Annotated in this window: 17 protein-coding genes; 5 read left to right on the top strand and 12 right to left on the bottom strand. The window is 73.2% G+C overall.

The genetic code is table 11. From position 1 onward, the window contains the following. Positions 1-11 precede the first annotated feature (11 nt). The gene (locus tag FMEAI12_RS15240) at positions 12-371 is read left to right on the top strand and encodes a DUF742 domain-containing protein (RefSeq protein ID WP_006541596.1); all 360 of its coding nucleotides are present in this window, start codon (positions 12-14) and stop codon (positions 369-371) included. Continuing rightward, the gene (locus FMEAI12_RS15235; protein ID WP_112106535.1) at positions 352-948 is read left to right on the top strand and encodes an ATP/GTP-binding protein; all 597 of its coding nucleotides are present in this window, start codon (positions 352-354) and stop codon (positions 946-948) included. The genes FMEAI12_RS15240 and FMEAI12_RS15235 overlap by 20 nt, the downstream gene beginning before the upstream one ends. Before the next feature lie 189 nt (positions 949-1,137). On the opposite strand, the gene FMEAI12_RS15230 is transcribed toward FMEAI12_RS15235, so the two are convergent. From FMEAI12_RS15230 to guaB, 5 genes are all read right to left on the bottom strand, one after another. Beyond that, entirely contained in the window at positions 1,138-2,436 is a 1,299-nt protein-coding gene (locus FMEAI12_RS15230) for an ABC transporter substrate-binding protein (RefSeq protein ID WP_235014023.1), read from the bottom strand. 428 nt (positions 2,437-2,864) lie between these two features. Beyond that, positions 2,865-6,053, bottom strand: coding sequence for a hypothetical protein (locus FMEAI12_RS37175; RefSeq protein ID WP_200835296.1), 3,189 nt, complete (start codon positions 6,051-6,053; stop codon positions 2,865-2,867). Positions 6,054-6,543: 490 nt separating this feature from the next. Beyond that, a complete protein-coding gene (locus FMEAI12_RS15220) occupies positions 6,544-7,986 on the bottom strand; it encodes a hypothetical protein (protein ID WP_112106533.1) in 1,443 nt (480 codons plus the stop codon). 118 nt (positions 7,987-8,104) lie between these two features. Continuing rightward, positions 8,105-9,235 carry a GuaB3 family IMP dehydrogenase-related protein gene (locus FMEAI12_RS15215; protein WP_071066114.1) on the bottom strand — a complete coding sequence of 377 codons (1,131 nt, stop codon included), beginning with the start codon at positions 9,233-9,235 and terminating at the stop codon, positions 8,105-8,107. A gap of 159 nt (positions 9,236-9,394) precedes the next feature. Continuing rightward, the gene (gene guaB, locus FMEAI12_RS15210; RefSeq protein ID WP_071066115.1) at positions 9,395-11,026 is read right to left on the bottom strand and encodes an IMP dehydrogenase; all 1,632 of its coding nucleotides are present in this window, start codon (positions 11,024-11,026) and stop codon (positions 9,395-9,397) included. Positions 11,027-11,566: 540 nt separating this feature from the next. On the opposite strand from guaB, the gene FMEAI12_RS15205 reads away from it, so the two are divergent. Further along, a complete protein-coding gene (locus FMEAI12_RS15205; RefSeq protein WP_018505081.1) occupies positions 11,567-11,983 on the top strand; it encodes a DUF5319 domain-containing protein in 417 nt (138 codons plus the stop codon). A gap of 527 nt (positions 11,984-12,510) precedes the next feature. Next, entirely contained in the window at positions 12,511-12,843 is a 333-nt protein-coding gene (locus FMEAI12_RS15195; protein ID WP_083391293.1) for a WhiB family transcriptional regulator, read from the top strand. 457 nt (positions 12,844-13,300) lie between these two features. On the opposite strand, the gene groL is transcribed toward FMEAI12_RS15195, so the two are convergent. From groL to FMEAI12_RS15175, 4 genes are all read right to left on the bottom strand, one after another. Continuing rightward, a complete protein-coding gene (groL, locus tag FMEAI12_RS15190; RefSeq protein WP_112106531.1) occupies positions 13,301-14,950 on the bottom strand; it encodes a chaperonin GroEL in 1,650 nt (549 codons plus the stop codon). Between the two features lie 125 nt (positions 14,951-15,075). After that, positions 15,076-15,384: a co-chaperone GroES gene (gene groES, locus FMEAI12_RS15185; protein ID WP_026240216.1), complete on the bottom strand. Its 309-nt coding sequence runs from the start codon at positions 15,382-15,384 to the stop codon at positions 15,076-15,078. A gap of 124 nt (positions 15,385-15,508) precedes the next feature. Next, entirely contained in the window at positions 15,509-15,799 is a 291-nt protein-coding gene (locus FMEAI12_RS15180) for a hypothetical protein (RefSeq protein ID WP_112106548.1), read from the bottom strand. 19 nt (positions 15,800-15,818) lie between these two features. After that, complete coding sequence (locus FMEAI12_RS15175) at positions 15,819-16,553, bottom strand: MarR family winged helix-turn-helix transcriptional regulator (protein ID WP_112106530.1); 735 nt, start codon at positions 16,551-16,553, stop codon at positions 15,819-15,821. Between the two features lie 230 nt (positions 16,554-16,783). Between FMEAI12_RS15175 and FMEAI12_RS15170 the strand changes: the two genes are divergently transcribed. Next, a complete protein-coding gene (locus FMEAI12_RS15170; RefSeq protein WP_112106529.1) occupies positions 16,784-17,419 on the top strand; it encodes an FMN-dependent NADH-azoreductase in 636 nt (211 codons plus the stop codon). A 127-nt stretch (positions 17,420-17,546) separates the two neighbouring features. Here FMEAI12_RS15170 and tsaD read toward each other — a convergent pair whose 3' ends face one another. The 3 genes from tsaD to tsaB are packed head-to-tail and all read right to left on the bottom strand — an operon-like array spanning position 17,547 to position 20,132. Further along, entirely contained in the window at positions 17,547-18,569 is a 1,023-nt protein-coding gene (gene tsaD / locus FMEAI12_RS15165) for a tRNA (adenosine(37)-N6)-threonylcarbamoyltransferase complex transferase subunit TsaD (protein ID WP_112106528.1), read from the bottom strand. A gap of 52 nt (positions 18,570-18,621) precedes the next feature. Beyond that, the gene (gene rimI, locus FMEAI12_RS15160) at positions 18,622-19,179 is read right to left on the bottom strand and encodes a ribosomal protein S18-alanine N-acetyltransferase (protein ID WP_071066121.1); all 558 of its coding nucleotides are present in this window, start codon (positions 19,177-19,179) and stop codon (positions 18,622-18,624) included. Further along, entirely contained in the window at positions 19,176-20,132 is a 957-nt protein-coding gene (gene tsaB / locus FMEAI12_RS15155; RefSeq protein ID WP_368672076.1) for a tRNA (adenosine(37)-N6)-threonylcarbamoyltransferase complex dimerization subunit type 1 TsaB, read from the bottom strand. Before tsaB ends, rimI begins: the two co-directional genes overlap by 4 nt. Positions 20,133-20,988 lie beyond the last annotated feature (856 nt).

Below are 20,988 nucleotides of genomic sequence, written 5' to 3'. Positions count from 1 at the left end.
AGGGAGTCAGGGTGAGCATCGATCCCGAGAACGCGCCCGGACCGGTCGTCCGCCCCTATGCGATGACCGGCGGGCGGACTCGGTCACGTTACGAGCTCGCCATCGAGGCACTCGTTTTCACGACACCGCTCGGCGAGGAGCGGGCGCTAAGCCTCAACCTGGAGCAGCAGACCATCGCCGCCATGTGCCGGCAGGTGCGATCCATCGCCGAGATCGCCGCCGGTCTGAGGGTGCCTCTCGGAGTCGCCCGCGTCCTGGTAGGCGACATGGCGGACGAAGGCTTCGTCCGCGTCCACCAGCAGCCGGACCGCGATGAGGCACCGGATCTCGCGTTGCTCGAAAGGGTTCTCAGTGGCCTTCGAAAGCTCTGACCACAGACGGGTCAACTCCGCCGTCGCCACGACCTCGGTGAAGATCGTGGTGGCGGGCGGATTCGGCGCCGGCAAGACGACGTTCGTGGGCTCCGTGTCCGAGATCGTCCCGCTGCGCACCGAGGCCGTCATGACCGAGGCCGGCGCGCACGTCGACGACCTCACCCACCTCGTGGACAAGACCACCACGACGGTCGCCATGGACTTCGGCCGCGTCTCGCTGGACGAGGACCTGATCCTGTACCTGTTCGGCACGCCCGGGCAGTACCGGTTCTGGTTCATGTGGGACGACATCGTGCGCGGTGCCATCGACGCGATCGTACTGGCGGACACCCGACGGCTGGCGGACTGCTTCGCGGCGGTCGACTACTTCGAGCAGCGTCAGCTGCCGTTCGTCGTCGGCGTGAACTGCTTCGACGGGATCCTGCGCCACTCGATCGAGGATGTCCGCGAGGCCCTGCAGATCAACCAGGCCGTCCCGATCATCACCTGCGACGCCCGTAACCGCGACTCCACGAAGAGCGCGCTGATCGCCGTCGTCGAGCACACGATGTCCCGCGCGGCGGCGCGGACCTGAGGCATCGCCGTTCCGGGATCTCCCGGTCGGAAAGGCGTGGGGGGTGCTCCGAAACCGGAGCACCCCCCACGCCTTTGGCTTTTCCGGACTGTCCCGCGCCGCTACCGGCTCCGGATACCTCCGCTTCCGCCACCGGGGGCCGGGGCCGCCGTTCCCGGCCCCGGCCCCGGCCCTGTTTCGTACCTCGGATCAGCGGTTCTGCACCGTCTGCAGGTCCTCGACCGGCCCGTCGGGCGCGATGTTGCTGCCGTTGTTGGCGACGACGCGCAGGTTGAAGGTGTTGTTCTGCTGACGCCACTGGCCGCCCACCAGCGGGATGCTCCCCACGTTCTTGGGGACGTTCTGGGCCCCACCGAAGGTGACGGTGCCCACGATCGTGTTCGCCTTCACCCGGGCGATGGCGTCGGCGATGCCGCGCGCGTTGTCGATGGAGTCGACGTTCACCAGCGCCTGGGCCAGCACCTCGTACAGCGCGTGGGTGAAGCCCAGGGACGGGGCCCAGGGCCGTCCTGTCTGGTCGACGTACTCGCTGGCCAGCTCCTCCGCGGTGCGGTTCGTGAGGTAGCTGCGGAACTGGTGCTTCGGCGACCAGCTGACCTCGGTGGTGAAACCGTTCGCGGTCGCACCGAGGTTCTCCACGTCCCGCTCGAAGGCCAGCGCCTTCGACATGGTGACGGCCTTCGGGAGGTAGTTCCGGTCGTTCAGCGTCCGCCAGAACACGGCGAAGTCGTCCGGATTGGGTACACCCGCGACGATCTCCACGTCGTTATCGATGATCTTCTGGACCTGTGCACTGAAGTCACGTTCACCGACCGAATAGGGCGGGACGTCGGAAAGTATCTGGAAGCCGGCCTGGGCCAGCGCGGGCAGGCCGAACACGCCGTTGGAGAAGGTGACGCCGTCCTGGTCATTGGGAAGCAGCAGGGCGACCACGCGGGGTACGTCCAGCTGCCCCCACATGGTCGTGTAGGCGCCCCGCAGGTCGCCCATGCCCCAGTAGAAGTGGTAGGTCCAGGAGAACGGCGCCTGGGCGTTGCCGCCGCGCCCGTAGAACCACGACTCCCACGGAGCCTCGGTGGAGATACACGGGACGCCGTTGGCCTCGCACGCGTCGGACACCGGGTTGGCGTTGTCCGAGGTGCCGCCGACCAGGACGACATCCACCTGGTCGGTGAAGATGAGGTCGGTCGCGGCGGCCGCGGCCCGGTTGCGGTCGGACTGGCCGTCCCGAACGAAGATCTCCACCGGCAGGGTGCTCCGGCCGACCCGGATGCCATCCTTGAAGATCGTGCGCATTGTCTCGACGACATGCGCGTCGACCTCGGAATAGAGCCGCAGCGAGCCCGTGCGCGGGCTGACCATGCCGATGCGCACCGAGCGTGCGCCGGAACCACCGGAGCCACCGCCCCCGCAGGCCGCCAGCAGGCTCGTGGCGGGCGCCGCGACGGCGGCCATCCCGGCGGCCTTCAGCAGGCCGCGGCGATCCACCAGGCGCCACCCCTCCGGCCGCGTCTCCACCCGCGGGCCCAGGGGGCCCCGCGCTACCGGGGAGCTCGCCGCGGCCACGGAATCCGATGCCTCCGGAGAGCTCTGCGCCGCCGTTACCGGGTCGGGCCGAACCGGATGAAGGAGGCCGCGGCCTCCGTGGTTCGAGACCTCGTGGGCGGCCTGCCGCCGCCTGGTACCCGCAACACGGTCAGACCAGAACATGACACCCGATCCTGCCGCATGGCCAATAAAACCATCTCACCGGGTCCACCAACACCGCGCCCCGCGGAAGCGAGCCGGATCTTCTCCGACACCATTTGCCGGAATTCTAGCGATACATGCTCACGGAGCGCAGTGAACCAGATCCGTCGCGCTGACAGCGCTCATGCGCAACCGCCGCTGTCCCGCGGGGGATTACGCGAAGTGGTTCAGTTCACGAAGCAACTCCGGGCGGACACGTTCGGCATGGCGTCGAGCAGCAGCGTGCCACTCGCAATACCACTGTTTTCCTTGGCGGTGGTAAGGCTCTTGCCGGTGACTCCTTGCAGCGGACCGCTGGTGAACTGGACCTCGGCGATCACCGCCGCCGCGGCGTCGCCTTGCTTCGGCGTGATGGTGTAGACGCCCTGACCGTCGTTCCAGCGATACGTCAGGCCCGTCGGATCGACGACGAGCTTGTCGGGAAGAAGGTCACCGGTGCGGGTGTCCCCCCCCTCCACCACCATAATTCGGCAGCGCCAGGTGCCGTTGACCAGCGCCTTGCCCGCGAGAGCCTCCGGATTGGTCGGCGTCGGCGGCTCGGACTGCGTGACCGTGGGCTCGGTCGGGGGCTTGTCGCCGCCGTCCCCCGTCAGCAGGGTGTAGGCGCCGACCACGAACAGGGAGACCACCAGCGCGATGGCCAGCGGGCCGATCCAGCCCTCCTTGAGCCAGGCCAGCCGGTCCGGGGTGGACGGCTGGTCGTCCGCCTCGTCGTCCACCTCGGCCGGCTCGAGCACCCCGACCGCGCGGGTCGACGGGCGGTCGTCCCCGGCACCCCGGCCACGCCCGCCGCGGCCACCGGCGCCGCCGCCGTTACCACGGGCTCCGCCCCCGCCGCCTGACCCGGCCAGGCCAGCGCCACGCGCCGCCGACCGGCGGTTCTCCGGGTGCAGGTCCTCGACGTCCGTGCCTCCCCGGCCCGGCCGGTCCGCGCGGGACCGGCTCGACCGGCTCGACCGGCCAGTCGAGCCGGTGTCCTCGGGGGCGTCGGCGGGCCGTGGCGTGGTGCGCCGCGCCGACGGCGCGGAGACGGCCTGGAGGCTGTTCGTGTCCGTGGTCGGGTTCGGGGTGCGCCTGCGGTCCGCGGGCACCCCACGGGCACCCGTCCGGCGAGCCCCCCGGGACGGCTGCCAGCCGGAGTCGTCTCCCCGGTCGGCCGCGCCGGCGGCACCCGCCCGGCCCCGGCGGGTGACCAGGGAGGTCATCTCCGCCGCGCTCTCAGGACGTCTGGGCCGACCCGGCGCGGCACCCGCCGCGGCCGGTCCGGGCAGCGCGCGCGGGCCGGTCGCGGTGCGCGGGCCCGTCCCGGCACCGGGCGCCGGTGGCGGCGTGCCTGGAACCGGTGCCTGGTCGGCGCCCGGGGCGCCCGGCGCCGCCGAACGGCCCGGGGGCAGCGCCGGCAGGGCCCCCGACCCGCGGAACGGCGAGCGCGTGGTGGTCATGGTGTCCTCGACAGCCGCGCGGGGCGACGGAGAACGCCACGGCCCGGACGGCGCCGTCCCCGGGGCGAGCGGCTCCGCGCGCGCGGCCCCGGCAGGGCCGGTTCGGCCGCCCGGCTCAGCTCGGCCCAGCTCGGGTCGACCCAGCTCCGGCTGGCCCAGTTCCGGACGGCCCAGTTCCGGACGGCCCAGTTCCGGACGGCCCAGTTCCGGACGGCCCAGTTCCGGACGGCCCAGTTCCGGACGGCCCAGTTCCGGACGGCCACCGGGGCGTCCGGGCTCGGGACGTCCCGGCGGCAGAGCGGCGACCGGCAGCGGACCGGAGAGCGGATCGTTCGCCAGCGGCGGGAGGCCGGCGCCGCGAGGGCGATCGGGCGGAAAGGCCGCGGGATCATCCCGGTGCGGCGACCGCCACGGGCCGGACGCGTCGCCGTTCGGGGAACCGGGCCGGTCCGCTGCGTGCCGACCGCTGTTCAGACGCCCGTCGATCGGAAGCGCCCCGCTCGGGGACCCGGACCAGGAGCCGGGCGGCAGCGCGGCCGCGCCCGGGGTCGCGCCACCACCGGGTGCCGACATACCGCCAAGAGCACCAGGCCCACCAGGAGAACTTGGCCCGCCGGGAGAACCAGCGCCGCCGAGAGGTGCTGGGCCGCTGCCGGGGTCACCGACGCGGTAGCCGCCGGTGGTCGGGCCGCTCGCCCCGTAGCCGTCCGGGGCGCGTGCCGCGCCGTGGTCGCCACGGGACTGGTCCGGACGGACCTCGTAGCCACTGTGCCCATGGGAGTCGTAGCCGTTGCGCCGCTGGTCGTCCCGGCCGCGGTCGGTGGACGGCGTGCCTGCCCGGGGAGGCAGCGACAGGTCGGGGCGTGGCCCGGAGCCCGTGCTGTGGCCGTTCCACGGGTCGACCGGCCGCGGAGCCGGCCGCTCGGGCTCGCCGGGCCGGCTCGGGTAGGCGGCGCCGGGGCGCGCGAACCCGCCGGTCTGGTCCGGGCGCGGCAGACCGGAGCCACCCGGATGGCCGGCGCCCGACTGCGGCGGCGGGGGCGTGCTCTGCGGACGCGCCGGGTCATAACCCTGGTAGGCGCTGGGCCCGGGAGCACCCCCGGATCTCGCGGCGGGCGGCTGCGTCCGGCTCGTCGGTGGCAGTGGGAAGCTGCCGGTCACCGGGTTGATGCCGGGCGCGCCCGCGCCCGGGCTCGCGGGGCCCCAGCCGGGCGCCGAGCCGGTATCCGGGCCGCCGATGCGGACCGAACCGGTGTCCGGGCCCCCGGCGCGGCCCGGCGGGGCGGACCCGCGTTCGGTCGGGAACCTCGGCGGCGGTGTCGGCTCCACGTAGGAGCGCGGGGACGCGGGCGGGGCCGACTCGTACCCCGTCGGGACCCGGAAGCCGCCCGTCACCGACGGGCCCGCCGGCGGTAGGCCCACCTGCGGCGCCGAGGCGGGCGGGACGGGCGTGTGTGGTGCCGCGGGGTGCGGCGCCGGCGTGTGCGGCCCTGGGGAGTAGGGCCCTGAGGAGTGCGGTGCCGGGGAGTGCGGCGCGGGCTGGACGTCGGGTGCGGCGCGGCCCAGGTCGGACGGCGGCCCCCCGATGACCGGGGCGGGCCCGTTCCAGGTCGAGCTGACGTCGAACGGATCGTCGCCAACCGACGGCCCGCCGCCCACGGTCGGACCGCCGACGGCCGGGCCGCCCAGCACTGGGCCGTCCACCAGCGGACCACCCACGACGCCACGGGCCGGACCACTGCCGGCGCTCACGTCCAGGTCGGAGGCCGGCCACGGGGTGACGTCCCAGCCGCCGTCGGCCGCGGGGGCCGGGCGGGAGACCGCGGTGTCGTCGGGTTCGCCGACCCGTTCGACCGCGAAGAAGTCGTCGTCACGACGACCGCCAGTGGGTCGGTCGGTGCCGTCCACGGTCACGGAGCGATCACCCACCTGCCGCCGAGGTAGCCGGATGCCCACGTCCCGGCACCGAACCCACGTCGCGCTGCCGCCGGGACGTCGACCATGCTCATCGACCACACTCGCCGGTGAGCATCGCCCGCCTCTCTGATCAGCGTCCCAAGGCGGTCAGCCGTCTGAATGTACCGGCCATGAACGTACTGGCCGAATTCACGCTGGCCGCTTCCTGTCGCGCCGTTAAAAGTCGACGCCACCCGAACACGAGACCGCTCACCGGGACCGGACCCGCCGCTGCGGACACACCACGCGCCGGCCGGCGGGTGACCGACCGATCCGGGCACCCCGCACGAAACCCGTGCGCGACGCACACGCTCCGGACGAGTCCGATCTGGATGCGCCCGTCTCCCCGTTCGCAACGGCAGCCTCGCCGTTGCCGTTGCCCTGGCCCTTGCGGGCGGAAAGCACGAATCGGTCGCAAACGGGATCATCCCACTGTACACGGGGGCTCTCACCGGAGATTGCGGCAGGCCGCGTAAATCTCGCGCACGATGCGCTGGGAGTTGTCGGACTCGACGTCGCTGTTGAAGGCCAGATACTGCTCCTGGGTGTAGTCAGCCTCGAGTTTCTCCAGCGTGCAGGTGCAGTAGCGCTCGTTGCCGTCGCTCACGCCGAGGCAGGCGTCGATGTAGTCCTTCCGGACGGCCGCGTCGTACCTGCCCACCCCGGCGGACGACGCGGAGGCGGCCGAACCGCTGTCGTCGCCCCTGCCGAGAACGAGGAACCCGGCCACGCCGAGCGCGACCACCAGAGCGAACGCCGTGGCCACCGCGAGCACGGTCGGCCGGCGCAGCATCGCGGCGATCCCGCGGGCGGGGTCCTCGGCCGCCGGGTAGCCGTCGGGCCTGCCGCCGTTGTCGGACGTCCCGCCCGGGCCCGCCACGCCCCAGCGCGCCCGGGGATCCAGTGCGGACGCCCGCAGCCCGCTGACGAACCGCCGCGCTCCCCCGCCCTCGGGGCCGTGGCCGTCGCCCGGCCTGGCACCGCGGCCCCGGAGGCCCGCCTCATCCTCGTCATCGTCACCGGCCCAGCGGTCCGGGTCGGCGTCGTCCAGGTGCGGGCCGTCCAGGTCGGTGTCATCGAGATCGGCGTCGTCAAGATCGGCGTCGTCGAGATCGGTGTCGGCCACGTCGAGCTGCCCGGCCGGCCGGGGCCGCCGCGGCCGCGTCATCCGGCGAGGGATGCCCGTCGTGTTCTCCGCAGGATCGCTCGGCGCCACGGCGGAGTCCGCCCGGCTCCCGGACGCGCCCGTGGCTGTCCGGGCGGTTGGCATCGGCCCCGTCGGAATCGGCCCGGTGGCCATCGGCCCGGTGGCCATCGGCCCCGTGGGCATCGGCCCCGTGGGCATCGGCCCGGTCTGAAGCTGCCCAGCTGGAAACGGGCCGGTCGAAAACGGGCCGGTCGTTGTGGGCCGGCCCGATTCCCGCGCGGCCGGCGTCTGGCCCGCCCGCACCGGGCCCGTCCATGCCGGATCTGACCGCGCCGGGTCTGACCTTCCCGGGTCTGACCGTGCCGGGTCCGGGTAGCCGGAGCCGGGGCGGCCGCCGTAGGAGGAGTCTGTGTCGGCCGGCCCCGCGTACGCCTGCCCGGTGTAGATCGGCCCGGTCGCCCCGGTGCCGGCGGAGCCGCCGGAGCTCGGGGCCAGCGGACCCGTGTGCGGCGGTGTCCAACCCGCCTGGCCGGAGCTGGTCTGGCCGGAGCCCGCCTGCCCCGGGCCCGCCTGGCCCGAACCGGTGTGGCCCGGACCGGTCTGACCCGAGGCCGTCCGGCTCGAGCCGGTCGCGGGCATGGCGGACGGCGACGTGGCATTCGCCAGCCGCCAGGTCTGGGCCGCGTCATCCCAGACATAGGCGCCGTCGTCGCTGACCCAGCGGCCGTTCTCGTCGAGGCGCATCGGTCATCCTTCGATCCGGAGACGGACGGCTCCAAGGGTGCCACGGCGGACTTACACCCAAGGCGTCCGGGTCGGCAGCACGACCGACGCACACCGCTGGCTCTCCGGGCCCGTTCCGCTAGCGCCCGGCAGCGATCATGATCTCCGCCTTCTGGAACTCCTTCAACGTCGCGTAGCCCGTTGTGGCCATCGCCGCCCGCAGGGCCCCGGCGATGTTCGCCACACCGTCCTCGGCCGCGACCTCGCCCCCGGTGAGGATCTCGGCGACGGTACGTGACGTCTCGACCGGCGCCCACCGCCCGCGCGGCAGGTCCGAGTGCAGGATCTCCATCGACCAGACCGAGCCCCGCCCAGGGGCGTCCACCGCCTGCGCGAGCGGCGAATCCACCATCACGGCGTCGGCTCCGCAGGCCACGGCCTTCGCCGCGTCCCCGCCGGTGCGCAGGTCGCCATGCGCGATGACGTGGACGTACCGGCCGCCGGACTCGTCGAGGTACCGCATCCGGGCGCCGGCCGCGTCGGCGATCGCGGTCGCCAGCGGAACACCAATTCCGAGGGTCTCGGCCGTGTCGTCGCCGAGGCCGGCACCGACTCCGACGATCACGCCGGCCGCGCCCGTCCGCATGAGATGCAGTGCCGTGGAGAAGGATGCACAGCCACCGACGATCACCGGGATGTCGAGCTGTCCTATGAACTGTTTGAGATTCAGCGGCTCGGTGCGCCTGGACTGGTGCTCGGCCGACACCGCCGTGCCATGGATGACGAGGAGGTCCACGCCCGCGGCCAGCACGTGCGGGCACAGTGCCCGGACCTTCTGCGGGCGCAGCGCGGCGGCGGTGACCACGCCGGCCTCCCGCATCCGCGCCAGCCGCGCCCCGATGAGCTCGGGCTGCACCGGCGCCGCGTAGAGCTCACGCAGGCGCCGGGTCGCCGCGACCGCACCGGAACGCGCGCCCAGCTCCGCGACCTCGTCGAGCAGCGGCTCGGGGTCCTCGTGCCTGGTCCACAGCCCCTCGAGGTGCAGCACACCGAGCCCACCCTGGCGCCCGACGGCGATCGCGGACTCCGGCGAGGTCACCGCGTCGGCCGGCGCCGCGACGATCGGCAGATCGAAGTGATAGGCGTCGATCTCCCAGGCGAGTGACACGTCGGCTGGGTCCCGGGTGCGCCGCGAGGGAACGATGCCAACGGCGTCAAGGCCGTAGCCCACTCGCACGTTCTTCCCGATACCGATTTCGACGTCTGCCACCGTGTCCCGGCCTCCTGGTCAGCCCGTTTGGTCCCGCCGACCATCCTGCCTGGTACGTCGGCGTCCGGCGGCGGGGATACGGAACGACGAGCGCCGCGCGGCCGCTGGAACGGCTGGCGGCCGGTGGCGGAGAGAGACCTCCCGACCACCGACCACGGCTCACCGGGTGTAGTTCGGCGCCTCGACCGTCATCTGGACGTCGTGCGCGTGGCTCTCGGTCAGGCCGGCCGACGTGATCCGCACCAGCTGGCTGTTCTCCTGGAGATCACGGATGGTCGCGGCACCCGTGTACCCCATCGCGGCCTGCAGGCCGCCGATCAGCTGGTGGGCCATCCCGGCCAGCGAGCCCCGGTAGGGCACCTGGCCCTCGACGCCCTGGGGGACGAGCTTGTCGTCGGAGAGGACGTCGTCCTGGAAGTAGCGGTCCTTGGAGTAGGAGCGGGTGTCGCCGCGGCTGCGCATGGCGCCGAGCGAGCCCATCCCCCGGTAGGACTTGTACTGCTTGCCGTTGATGAAGATGAGCTCTCCGGGGCTCTCGTCGACACCGGCGAGCAGGCTGCCGAGCATCACGGTGTCGGCTCCGACGGCGATCGCCTTGGCGATGTCACCGGAGTACTGCAGCCCGCCGTCGCCGATGACCGGCACGCCGGCGGCCCGCGCCGCCCGCGCCGCCTCGTAGATCGCGGTGACCTGCGGAACGCCCACGCCGGTGACCACCCGGGTCGTGCAGATCGAGCCCGGCCCGACCCCGACCTTGACGGCGTCCGCGCCGGCCGCGATGAGCGCGGCGGCCCCGGCCGCGGTGGCGATGTTGCCACCGATGACGTCGAGCGGACGGCCGTCCACCCCGGCGGGCATGTCGGCCTTGATCCGGGCGATCATGTCGGGGACGGCATGGTGGTGGCCGTGCGCGGTGTCGACGACGAGGAAGTCCACCCCGGCGGCGACGAGGACCTGGGCACGCTTCAGCGCGTCCTCGCCGACGCCGACCGCGGCGCCGACCACGAGGCGGCCGTCCGCGTCCTTGGTCGCCCGCGGGTACTGCTCGCGCTTGGTGAAGTCCTTGACCGTGATCAGCCCGCACAGCCGGTCGTGCCCGTCGACGATGGGCAGCTTCTCGACCTTGTTGTGCCGCAGCAGAGCGAGCGCGTCGTCCGCCGAGACCCCGACCGGTGCCGTGATCAGCGGCATGCGGGTCATCACTTCGTGGACGCGGCGGGTGTAGTCCCGCTCGAAGCGGATGTCGCGGTTGGTCACGATCCCGACGAGGCGGCCGTCCGGCTCGGTCACCGGGACGCCGGAGATGCGGTAACGCGCCATGAGCACGTTCGCCTCTTCGATGGTGGCGTCCGGCCCGCAGGTGATCGGGGAGGTGATCATCCCAGACTCGGACCGCTTCACCATGTCGACCTGCTGTGCCTGGTCGTCGACGGACAGGTTGCGGTGCAGCACGCCGACGCCGCCCTGGCGGGCCATCGCGATCGCCATCCGCGCCTCGGTCACGGTGTCCATCGCGGAGGACACCAGCGGGACCGCCAGCGAGATGTTGCGGGACAGCCGCGTGGTCGTGTCAACGCCCGACGGCGCCACCTCGGACGCCGCCGGCAGCAGCAGGACGTCGTCGAAGGTGAGGCCGAGCATCGCGAGCTTCGGCGGGAGCGCCGGCCCCTCGGCGCCCAGGCTGTCAGCAACGTGCCGAACGGCGCCGGGCCGGCCGGGCGACTGGTCGAGGTCGGGTTCCCCGGTCGCGCGCGTGATCGAGGTCGTCGGGTTGGCGGGGGAACCGTCCATGGCACCTTCCGTTCGCATCGGCCCGGCGCCGGCGGGAGCGTCCCCGCGATGTCCGGGGAGTCCCGCGCCCGGGAACCGGCGCGAGCCGGTCTGCCCGGGCAGGCGGGTGAAGCATGCTGGGCTCCGCGCGGCCCGCCGGTCGGGCGACGGTGATACTCCATCGTAGAGGCCCGGCAACGGCTCCGAACTCCCCGGCGTGACCGAGAGCACCACGCATGCCACAGGACGGGCGCCGGGGCCGGGGGCGCACCCGTCCGTGGGCACCCCGTCCAAACAACGCTCACCAAAGGTGCAAAACGGACCAGCTGCTACCACGAGGGCCGGCGTCGCGGATCCGGAATCACATAAATGGGTCACAGACAACCGGCGCGTGGAGCACGGACCATGCGCGCGACCCGTCACTGCCACACCAGACGAGCTGACCCGGCACGAAGGGAAGCCGTCCAGGCTGGGACAGATTGGGGCATGCTGGAGCGAAAGCCCCGCACGTCAGTGCCGGACTCCGTATCGGGACCACTAAGCTTGGGCCGCGAGCGTAGCGTGTTCCTCGTGAGCAACGAGCCCCTCGACCCCTTCGCGGGCGACCCCGAGGACCCGGCGGCCGAGCTCGCGCAGCTCGACTCCGCCGAGGATCTGGAACTACTCGAACCGCTGTCCCTACGCGAGCGGGAAGAGATCCTCGCCGAGCTGGGCGACCTCGACGTCTTCCGGACCCTGCTCGAACCACGTGGTTACCGGGGTCTCGTCGTCGACTGCGAGGGGTGCGCCGAGCCGCACTACTTCGACTGGGACCTGCTGGCCGGCAACCTACGGCACCTCCTGGACGAGGGCCGTACACGGGTGCACGAGCCTGCCTTCGCCCCGGATCCGGCGTGCTACGTGAGCTGGGAGTACGCCCGCGGCTTCGCCGACGGGGTGTACGAGGCCTCAGCCGCCTCCGAGGCGGACACCCGCTGACCGACCGGCTCTCACCAGCCGTTACAACCCGGCCCGGCCGACACGGGCCGGGCACCCCTGCCCGCCCGCGGCTCCGGCGACCGACGCCGGGGCCGGCGCCGGAGGCGGCCGTTCGCCCCGCCCCGCACAGCCCGCCGCGGCGAGCGTGTGGGGAAACTCGATGTCGGTTCGTGTGACCCGCACCGGCGGCGGGTAGGCGAGGGACTGTCGGCGGGACGCGCACCACCCGTGACCGGCGGTGATCCGCACGCGTCGACACCGGCGGTCGGACGTCCACGGTTCCATCTGGTCGCGCCGTCCCGCCCGCTGTCTGCGCGAGCCTGCGCCGGTAGCGCGGTCCGTCAGCGGTGGACGGCATCCACGGTGTCCCGGCCTCTCGGTGAACCTACCGGGCGGCAGGGACCTCACCGGGGAGGCGGCGCCGGTCGACCGGGTGAAATTCCAAGATCTCCAGTCGATGGCGAGCGGCTACGGTGACCGGGTAGTCGCGGCGCCAGCCGCTCAGGTCGAAAGGGGGGGTCAGGCCGATGACCGACGTCCGACGACTTCCAGGCCCCGGCGCGGAGAAGTGGGAGTGGCAGCTCCACGGCGCCTGTCGAGGTGAGAGCACCGAGCTGTTCTTCCATCCCGAGGGCGAACGCGGCCCGGCCAGAGCCGCGCGGGAGGCGGCGGCGAAGGCGATCTGCGCACGCTGCCCGGTAATCCGGGCGTGTGGGGAACATGCCCTCGCCGCCCGGGAACCGTACGGCGTGTGGGGCGGAATGAGCGAGTCCGAGCGGGAGGCGGTCCTCACCGGGCGCACCCGCAGGGGCACCGCCCGTCACACGCCCGCCCGGCCGGGGCTCGCCCCGGCCTGCTGAAACCGGCCGCCGGATGCGAAGATCCCCCGGCCCGTACTCCCGCTCCGGGACGTACGGGCCCGGGGATCTTTTCTTTTGCCTGGAGTACGCGCGCCGCCGGCCGAGCACCGGGGCTCGTGTTCCCGGTGTCTCCCCGCCGGCGCCGCTCCCGCCAGCAGGCCGGTTCGCGCAGCCGTATGCGGGCATGTCTCCCCATCCCCGGCGACCACCCGCGACGGGTGAGCGCCCCGGGGCCGCTGTCGGATCCCTGACCTCGGGTGGCGCCGCGCGCGCCGGCGATACCCGCACCCCGGGCCAGGGCGGGTCACGGCCCCGGGCACGACAAAGCCCGGTCGGTCCGCGGACCGACCGGGCCTCACCTGCCGAATCACCGCACTACCCGCCACAGGTGCCGGGCAGTGCACCGCCGGTCACCCGACGGCTCAGCTCACTCAGACGGCTCTGCTCACCCGACGGCTCAGAAACCCGGCCCGTGCGAGTGGCCGTGGCCGTGGCCGCCGTGCGAGTGGTCGTGGCCGTGGCCGGCCTCGGCCTCCTCGGGCTTCTCCGCCACCAGGCTCTCGGTGGTGATGAGCAGCGCGGCGATGGAGGCCGCGTTCGCCACCGCGGAGCGGGTGACCTTCACGGGGTCGACCACGCCGGCCGCGACCAGGTCGACGTACTCGCCGGTGGCCGCGTTGAAGCCCCGGCCGACGTCGCCCTCGCGGACCTTGGACACGATCACCGCGCCCTCGAGGCCGGCGTTGCGCGCGATCCAGGTGAGCGGCGCGTCGAGCGCCGCGCGCACGACCCGCACCCCGGAACGCTCGTCGCCGGTCAGGCCGAGGTCACCGTCGAGGACCTTGGCCGCGTGGACGAGCGCGCTGCCGCCGCCCGCCACGATGCCCTCCTCGACCGCGGCCCGGGTCGCCGACACGGCGTCCTCGAGACGGTGCTTCTTCTCCTTGAGCTCGACCTCGGTGGCGGCGCCGACGCGGATGACGGCGACCCCGCCGGCCAGCTTGGCCAGGCGCTCCTGGAGCTTCTCGCGGTCCCAGTCCGAGTCGGAGAGTTCGATCTCCGCCTTCATCTGCCGGACGCGCTCGGCGACCGCGTCGGCGTCGCCGGCACCGTCGACGATCGTGGTGAGGTCCTTGTCGACGACGATCCGCCGCGCCCGACCGAGCTCGGCGAGCGTGATCGAGTCGAGCTTGAGACCCACCTCGGTGGCGACGACCTGGCCACCGGTCAGGACCGCGAGGTCCTGCAGCATCGCCTTGCGGCGGTCACCGAAGCCGGGGGCCTTCACCGCGACGACCTGGAAGGTCTTGCGCACCGCGTTGACGACCAGGGTCGACAGCGCCTCGCCCTCGACGTCCTCAGCGATGATCAGCAGCGGCTTACGCTCCTGCACCACCTGCTCGAGGATCGGCAGGATGTCGTTCAGCGCGCTGATCTTGCCAGGGTGCAGCAGCACGTAGGCGTCCTCGAGGACGGCCTCCATGCTCTCCTGGTCGGTCACGAAGTACGGCGAGATGTAGCCCTTGTCGAACTGCATCCCCTCGGTGAGCTCGAGGTCCAGACCCATGGTCTGGCTCTCCTCGATGGTGATCACACCGTCCTTGCCGATCTTGTCCATCGCCTCTGCGATGAGTTCGCCGACCTGGACGTCCTGCGCCGAGATCGCGGCGACCTGCGCGATGGTCTCCTTCGAGCCGATCTCGATCGCGGCTTCCAGCAGCGCCGACGAGACAGCGACGACCGCCGCCTCGATGCCGATCTTGAGCGAGAGCGGGGCGGCCCCGGCCGTCACCTGCCGCAGGCCCTGGCGCACCATCTCCTGCGCCAGCACCGTGGCCGTCGTCGTCCCGTCGCCGGCGACGTCGTTGGTCTTGGTGGCGACCTCCTTGGCGAGCTGCGCCCCCAGGTTCTGGTAGGGGTCGTCCAGCTCGACCTCACGCGCGATCGTCACACCGTCGTTGGTGATCGTCGGCGCGCCGTACGACTTGCTGATGACGACGTTGCGGCCGCGCGGGCCGATCGTCACCTTGACCGCGTCCGCGAGGGCGTTCACGCCCCGCTCGAGCGAGCGGCGGGCGTCCTCGTTGAACGTGAGAATCTTCGGCATACCTGTGTGTCCTCCCGACACCGCGGCCCGGCGAAACAAGAAGGGCGCGCCCCACCGCGGCCCCCCGGCGGAAACCAGGGGACCACCGGTGGGACACGCCCTGCCTGCTGCTACCGGCGTCCGGTCTACTTCTCGATGATCGCCAGGACGTCCCGAGCGGAGAGCACCAGGTACTCCTCGCCGGCGTACTTGACCTCGGTGCCGCCGTACTTGCTGTAGAGCACCACGTCGCCGACCTTGACGTCGAGCGGGACGCGCTTGCCGTCCTCGAACCGACCCGGGCCGACGGCAAGGACGGTGCCCTCCTGGGGCTTCTCCTTGGCGGTGTCCGGGATCACGATGCCGGACGCGGTGGTCGTCTCGGCGTCCGAGGGCTGGACGACGATCCGGTCCTCGAGCGGCTTGATTGCAACCTTGGTGGCGGTCGTCACGATCGACCTCCCCCTTCCTTCGCTGGATGAGAGAGCGACCCTGGCGGCCTGCCGTCGCGGGTGAACAGGCGCCTGTCGCTGGCACTCTCAAGTGCCGAGTGCCAACCTAGCACCCGCACCACACACGTCAACCAAGAAGGTCGGATCTGTCAAGACGGTTCGACGCACGCTCGAACTGCCAGGCATGCGCGGATCCGGCAATGAGCCCATCCGGGGGGTCCGGGAGCGGCGGGTCGCCGGCGGCACTCGTGGACTCCTCGACGCCGAGGTGCAGGAGGACCACCACGAGGCCCGTGGACGGCCCACGGCCGAGATAGATCTCGGCATCCCGCCCGCGCACCGCCGCTCGGGCCCATCGCTCCAGCTCCGCGGCCTGGCCGGGGGCCGCCTTCGCCTCCCACATCCACGTGACCGTCATCGCGGCCCGACCCGCCCGGTCAGCAGCCCGGCTCGGCGCGGCCGGCACCGGGCCCGCCGGTGACGTCGGTGGCGTCGGCGACACCCGCGCAGGCACCGGGGCCGTCACAACCGGTGGTGGCACTCTGCAGCGTGACCTCGGCCGTGGCGCACGCGGCGGCACCCCTGGTCGGATCCATCGCGACCAGGTGTGCCGCGACGAGCCGCGCCAGCCCGGTGAAGACCTCCCGGTCCGCGGGCGCCAGCGGCGCCAGGACGTGGTCGTCGACGGCGCGCAGCTGCCGCCGCACCCGCTCGTGCTCCTGGATTCCCCGCTCGGTGGCGATGATCATTCGCGCCCGGCGGTCCGCCGGGTCCGGCCGGCGCTCGACCAGGCCGGCGCGCTCCATCTCGTCGACCAGCCGGACCATCACGGTCCGGTCGATGGAGAAACGGCGGGCGACCTCGATCTGGTTGTGAGCCGTTCCTCCGACCGCGGCGTCCAGCACGTAGAAACCCTTGAGACCACCGGGCAGGCCACCGACGGCGCTCGCGGACGCGGCCAGGTACCCGTGCTGGATCTGACCGACGATCCAGCACAGGTCGTCGCGGACCTCGTCGGGCAGTTCGAGCTCCGCGTCGGCGGCGACGGACGGACAGCCGGCGGCAGACGGGCCAGCGGCGGCCGACGGCTCATCCTGTCGCTCCGCCGCCGGGGAGGCGGGCCGGAGCACGACGGAGGCCGGCATCGGCGACGCGCCCGAGGACCGCTCCACCCGAACACAGTACCCCGATCATCATGAACTAATCTGCGAAACAGATAGGTGTTGACAGAGATTATTGCTCAGTACGACCATCTGTTCGCACACCAAAATCACCGGAGTCGACGGGGAGTCGACGGGACGCACACGGCGCCAGCGCCGGATCGGCCGGATCGGCACCCTCCCTCCCGCGGCGCGCGCCGAGACCGGCACCCGCCTCCCGATCGTGATCAAGGAGAGCTCCGATGCCCCACCTGCTGCACATCGACTCCAGCCTCGCCCCGGAGGGCTCCGTCTCCCGCGGGGTCGCCGAGGCCTACGCCGAGTCCTGGCGCAAGCACCACCCGGACGGGACGCTGACCCACCGCGACCTGGCCACCAGCCCGCCGCCGCACCTGAACTGGGCGCTGGTGTCCGGCGGCCAGACACCCCCCGAGCAGCGCACACCCGAGCAGGCCGAGGCCGTGAAGATCCGCGAGGAGTACCTCGAGGAGGTCGAGAGCGCCGACGAGTACGTGATCTCGGTGCCGATGTACAACTACGCCTACCCGTCGACGATCAAGGCCTGGCTGGACCAGGTCATCGTCATGGGCCGCACGGCCGGCGGGACGGCCGGCGACGGCGTGCTGGCGGGCAGGAAGGTCACCGTCATCACCGCGCAGGGGGGCTCCTACGCCCCCGGCGCCCCCAAGGAGGGCTGGGACCACCAGGTCCCCTACCTGCGCCACGCCTTCGAGGTACTCGGCGCAGACAACATCGAGTTCATCACCGTCGTGATGACGCTGTCGAAGGTGAACCCGGCGCTCGCCGCGTTCACCGACGTGTTCGAGGCCTCCCGGACGGCCGCGGAGCAGGCGGCCCGCGACCGCGCCGCCGCCTGAGCGCCGCCCGGCCCGGGACCCGTGACGGGTCCCGGGCCGGCGAAGGCGGTCAGAAGGTGGTCAGCGGACGAAGGCCGTCAGCGGACGGAGACGGTCGGCGGGTGGAGACGTCGGCGGGTGGAGACGGTCAGAGGGCGAGCGTGGAGGACGCGGGAAGGTCCAGCGGCGAGGGCTCGACGCCGGCCTCGACCCGCAGCGACCCGAGCGCCGCGACCATCGCGCCGTTGTCGGTGCACAGCCCCGGCCGCGGGATCCGCAGCGTGATGCCCGCCGCCTCGCAGCGCAGCGCGGCGAGCGCGCGCAGCCGGCTGTTGGCCGCGACACCGCCCCCGACCACCAGGGTGTCCACGCCGTGCGCCCGGCAGGCCGCGACCGCCTTCGCGGTGAGCACGTCCGCCACGGCCTCCTGGAACGACGCCGCGACATCCGCGACCGGCACGGGCTCGCCGGCCCGCCGCCGGGCCTCCACCCAGCGGGCGACCGCGGTCTTGAGCCCGGAGAAGGAGAAGTCGAACGTGCCGTCCCCCGCCTTGGCGCGCGGGAACGGGATGTGCGGGCTGCCCTCGCGGGCCGCCGCGTCGATCGGCGGGCCACCCGGGAACGGCATGCCGAGCAACCGGGCGACCTTGTCGTAGGCCTCCCCCGCGGCGTCGTCCACCGTGGCCCCCAGCGACTCGACCGGCTCGGCCGCGAGATCGGGGACCAGCAGCAACGAGCTGTGCCCACCGGAGACCAGCAGCGCCACCGCCGGGCGCGGCAGCGGGCCGTGCTCAAGCGTGTCAACGGCGACATGCGCGGCGAGATGGTGCACCCCGTGCAGCGGGACGCCCAGCGCCAGCGCGTACGCCTTCGCCGCGGCGACCCCGACCAACAGCGCGCCGGCCAGCCCCGGGCCGGACGTCACCGCGACGGCGTCGACGTCCCGGGGGCGCAGGCCGGCGCGGTCCAACGCCAGCTCGATCGTCGGGACCATCGCCTCCAGGTGCGCCCGCGCGGCGATCTCGGGCACCACGCCGCCGTACCGGGCGTGCTCGTCGACCGAGGAGGCGAGCGCGTCGGCGAGCAACTCGCCGCCACGGACGAGGCCGACGCCGGTCTCGTCGCACGAGGTCTCGATGCCCAGCACCAGCGGTCGGGCCGGTGTCCTCATGTCCAACCCCCCGCCGCGGCGCCGGCGGCCCTCACGACGGTGCCGAGGGCCCTCACGAGGCGGCCCTGGCGTCCCGCAGGACGGCCGCCTCGACCCGGTCCAGCAGCGTCCCGTAACCAACGGTGTCGATCGGCCGCACGCGCATCACGTAGGCGTCGCCGCCCGACGGCTGGTAGTAGCCGCGACGGACGCCGAGATCGACGAACCCGAGCCGGGTGTAGAGGGCCCGCGCCGGCCGGTTGTCGGTGCGCACCTCGAGCCCGCAGCTGCGGGCGCCACGCCGCCGCGCCTCCCGGAGCTGGGCGATCATCAGCCGCGATCCGAGGTGACGCCCGCGCATGGCCGGGACGACCCCGATCGTCTGGATGTAGGACTCGTCGCCCTGCAGCGCCAGCCCGGCGTAGCCGACGATCGAGCCGCCCGCGACCGCTACCAGGTAGTGCCGGTTGTCGCCCTGCGCGAGCTCCGACCAGAAGAGCTCGGCAGACCAGGGGTCCACGTCGAAGACCTGCCGCTCCAGGGTCGCGATCTCGCCCAGGTGCCACCAGCGCATCGGCACGAGGTCGACGTCGCCCGCGCTCGGCGTCGGGTCCACGGCAGCGGCGCTCATACCGGCATCGTCCCGGCCGGCGCTGTTCCGGCCGGCGCTGTTCCGGCCGGCGCTGTTCCGGCCGGCGCTGTTCCGGCCGGCGCTGTTCCGGCCGGCGCTGTTCCGGCCGGCGCTGTTCCGGTGGCGGCCGTGGCCGACCGCGCCGGCTCCGGGCGCGAGGCGGTGACGGCTTTGGGGCCCCGGGGCTCGGCGGCGTCGGGCCGCCGCAGGTAGCGGGGGGTGAGCGGCCCGGGATCACGCCCGGCAACGATGTCCGCGGCGACGAGGCGGGCGAGCACCTCCGGCGCCGGATACTCCGGCTCGGCTCCACTCAACCCACCCGAACCACTCGGCTCGCCCGAACCACTCTGGGCGCCTGAACCACCCTGGGCGTCCGAGCCGCTCTGCTCGCCCGAACCGGTCAGCTCGCCCGGACCGCCGGCGGGCGGGGTGCCGAAGCCGGCGAACGCGTCCGGGTACAGACCGGCCCCGGGCCCTGTCACCCGTTCGACGCCGGCGGCGCGCAGATCCGCGGCGACGGTCGCCGGGGCTCCCACACCGGGCTCGCCGACACGCGTTCCGTCCTGGTAGCGGGCCCAGAACACCTCACGGCGCCGTGCGTCGGTGATGACGCCGACCGGGCCGGTCGTCGCGGCCCCGATGCCGTCCAGGGAGCAGACGCCGTAGGCCGGGACGCCGAGCGCGGCGGCGAACGCGGCCCCGGTGACCATGCCCACCCGCAGGCTGGTGAACGGGCCCGGGCCGGCCCCGACGACGACGGCGCGCACCTCGGGCGGGCGGACGCCGGCCGCGGCGAGCACGTCGCGCATCATCGGCGCCAGCAGCTCACCGTGGCGGCGGGCGTCCCAGACCACCCGGGAGGCACGGACCAACGGCCCGGCGGGCGGCGCGCCGAGCTCGACCAGCGCGACCGCGCAGGCCGCCGTCGAGGTGTCGAGCGCCAGGACGAGCACCCGTCCAGCCTACGGACCCCCGCTGTCGGGCCTGCACCCGGCGCGCGGCACCGGGTGCGGGGGACTGATCGATCCGTATGCCGAGCATCCGCCCAGATGATTGGGCAGCGCAGTTGCGCGGGCCTCCGGAAGGAGTCCCGGACCCCCGACTCCGAGAAAATCCGCAGAAAACTCGCCGGGACGGCGTCCCGACGGTGAACGCTCCCGCGAGCGCATCAACGACAAGAGAATTCACCGTATGCCCGGGAGGAATATCGGACCGGAAAGGCAGCAGGGCGAAAGAAGTGCATTCCTCGACATCGGCGGCCGGTAACAAGAGGTAACACGAGCGCCGGGCCACACCCCCCGGACCGCCGGGCCGAGCCGCCAAAAAATCACAACAGAAGAACTACCGGAACCACGCGGGCCGACCGGAGCGGGTCGGACCGGCGGACCCGGACCCGACCGGCGCGACCACCAACGCCGCCCAGAAAAACAACGGGAACCAAACGCATCGAGTGGCGCGGTGGCCGGGCGGGCCGGCGTCGAGTGGCCCGCGGGCCGGTCGGGGGCCGTCATCGGTGGTGCGGCGTACCGGGCGGGCCCGTCAGGGCGTCCGTCAGGGCGTGGCGGTCGCCGGACGGCGGCCGGACGCGTCAGACCGGTCCCGACATGTACGCCGGGACCGGTCCGGGAGAAAACGCTAGTGGGTCAGCCGGCCGGCGCCGCCGGAGCGGAGCCTGATCCGGGGGTCGACGCCGCCCGCCGGCGCGCCGGCGCGAGCCAGCACCGGCCCGGCGCCGAGGCCGCCCGCACCGCGCGTCGCGATCCCGCCTGGACCAGCGGCTCCGTGGCGGCGCGGGGGCGAGGCGGGCAC

This window comes from Parafrankia sp. Ea1.12, from assembly GCF_900465275.1.
In the GTDB taxonomy this organism is placed as follows: Bacteria; Actinomycetota; Actinomycetes; order Frankiales; family Frankiaceae; genus Parafrankia; species Parafrankia soli.
This window is presented reverse-complemented; position numbering and strand designations above follow the sequence as displayed.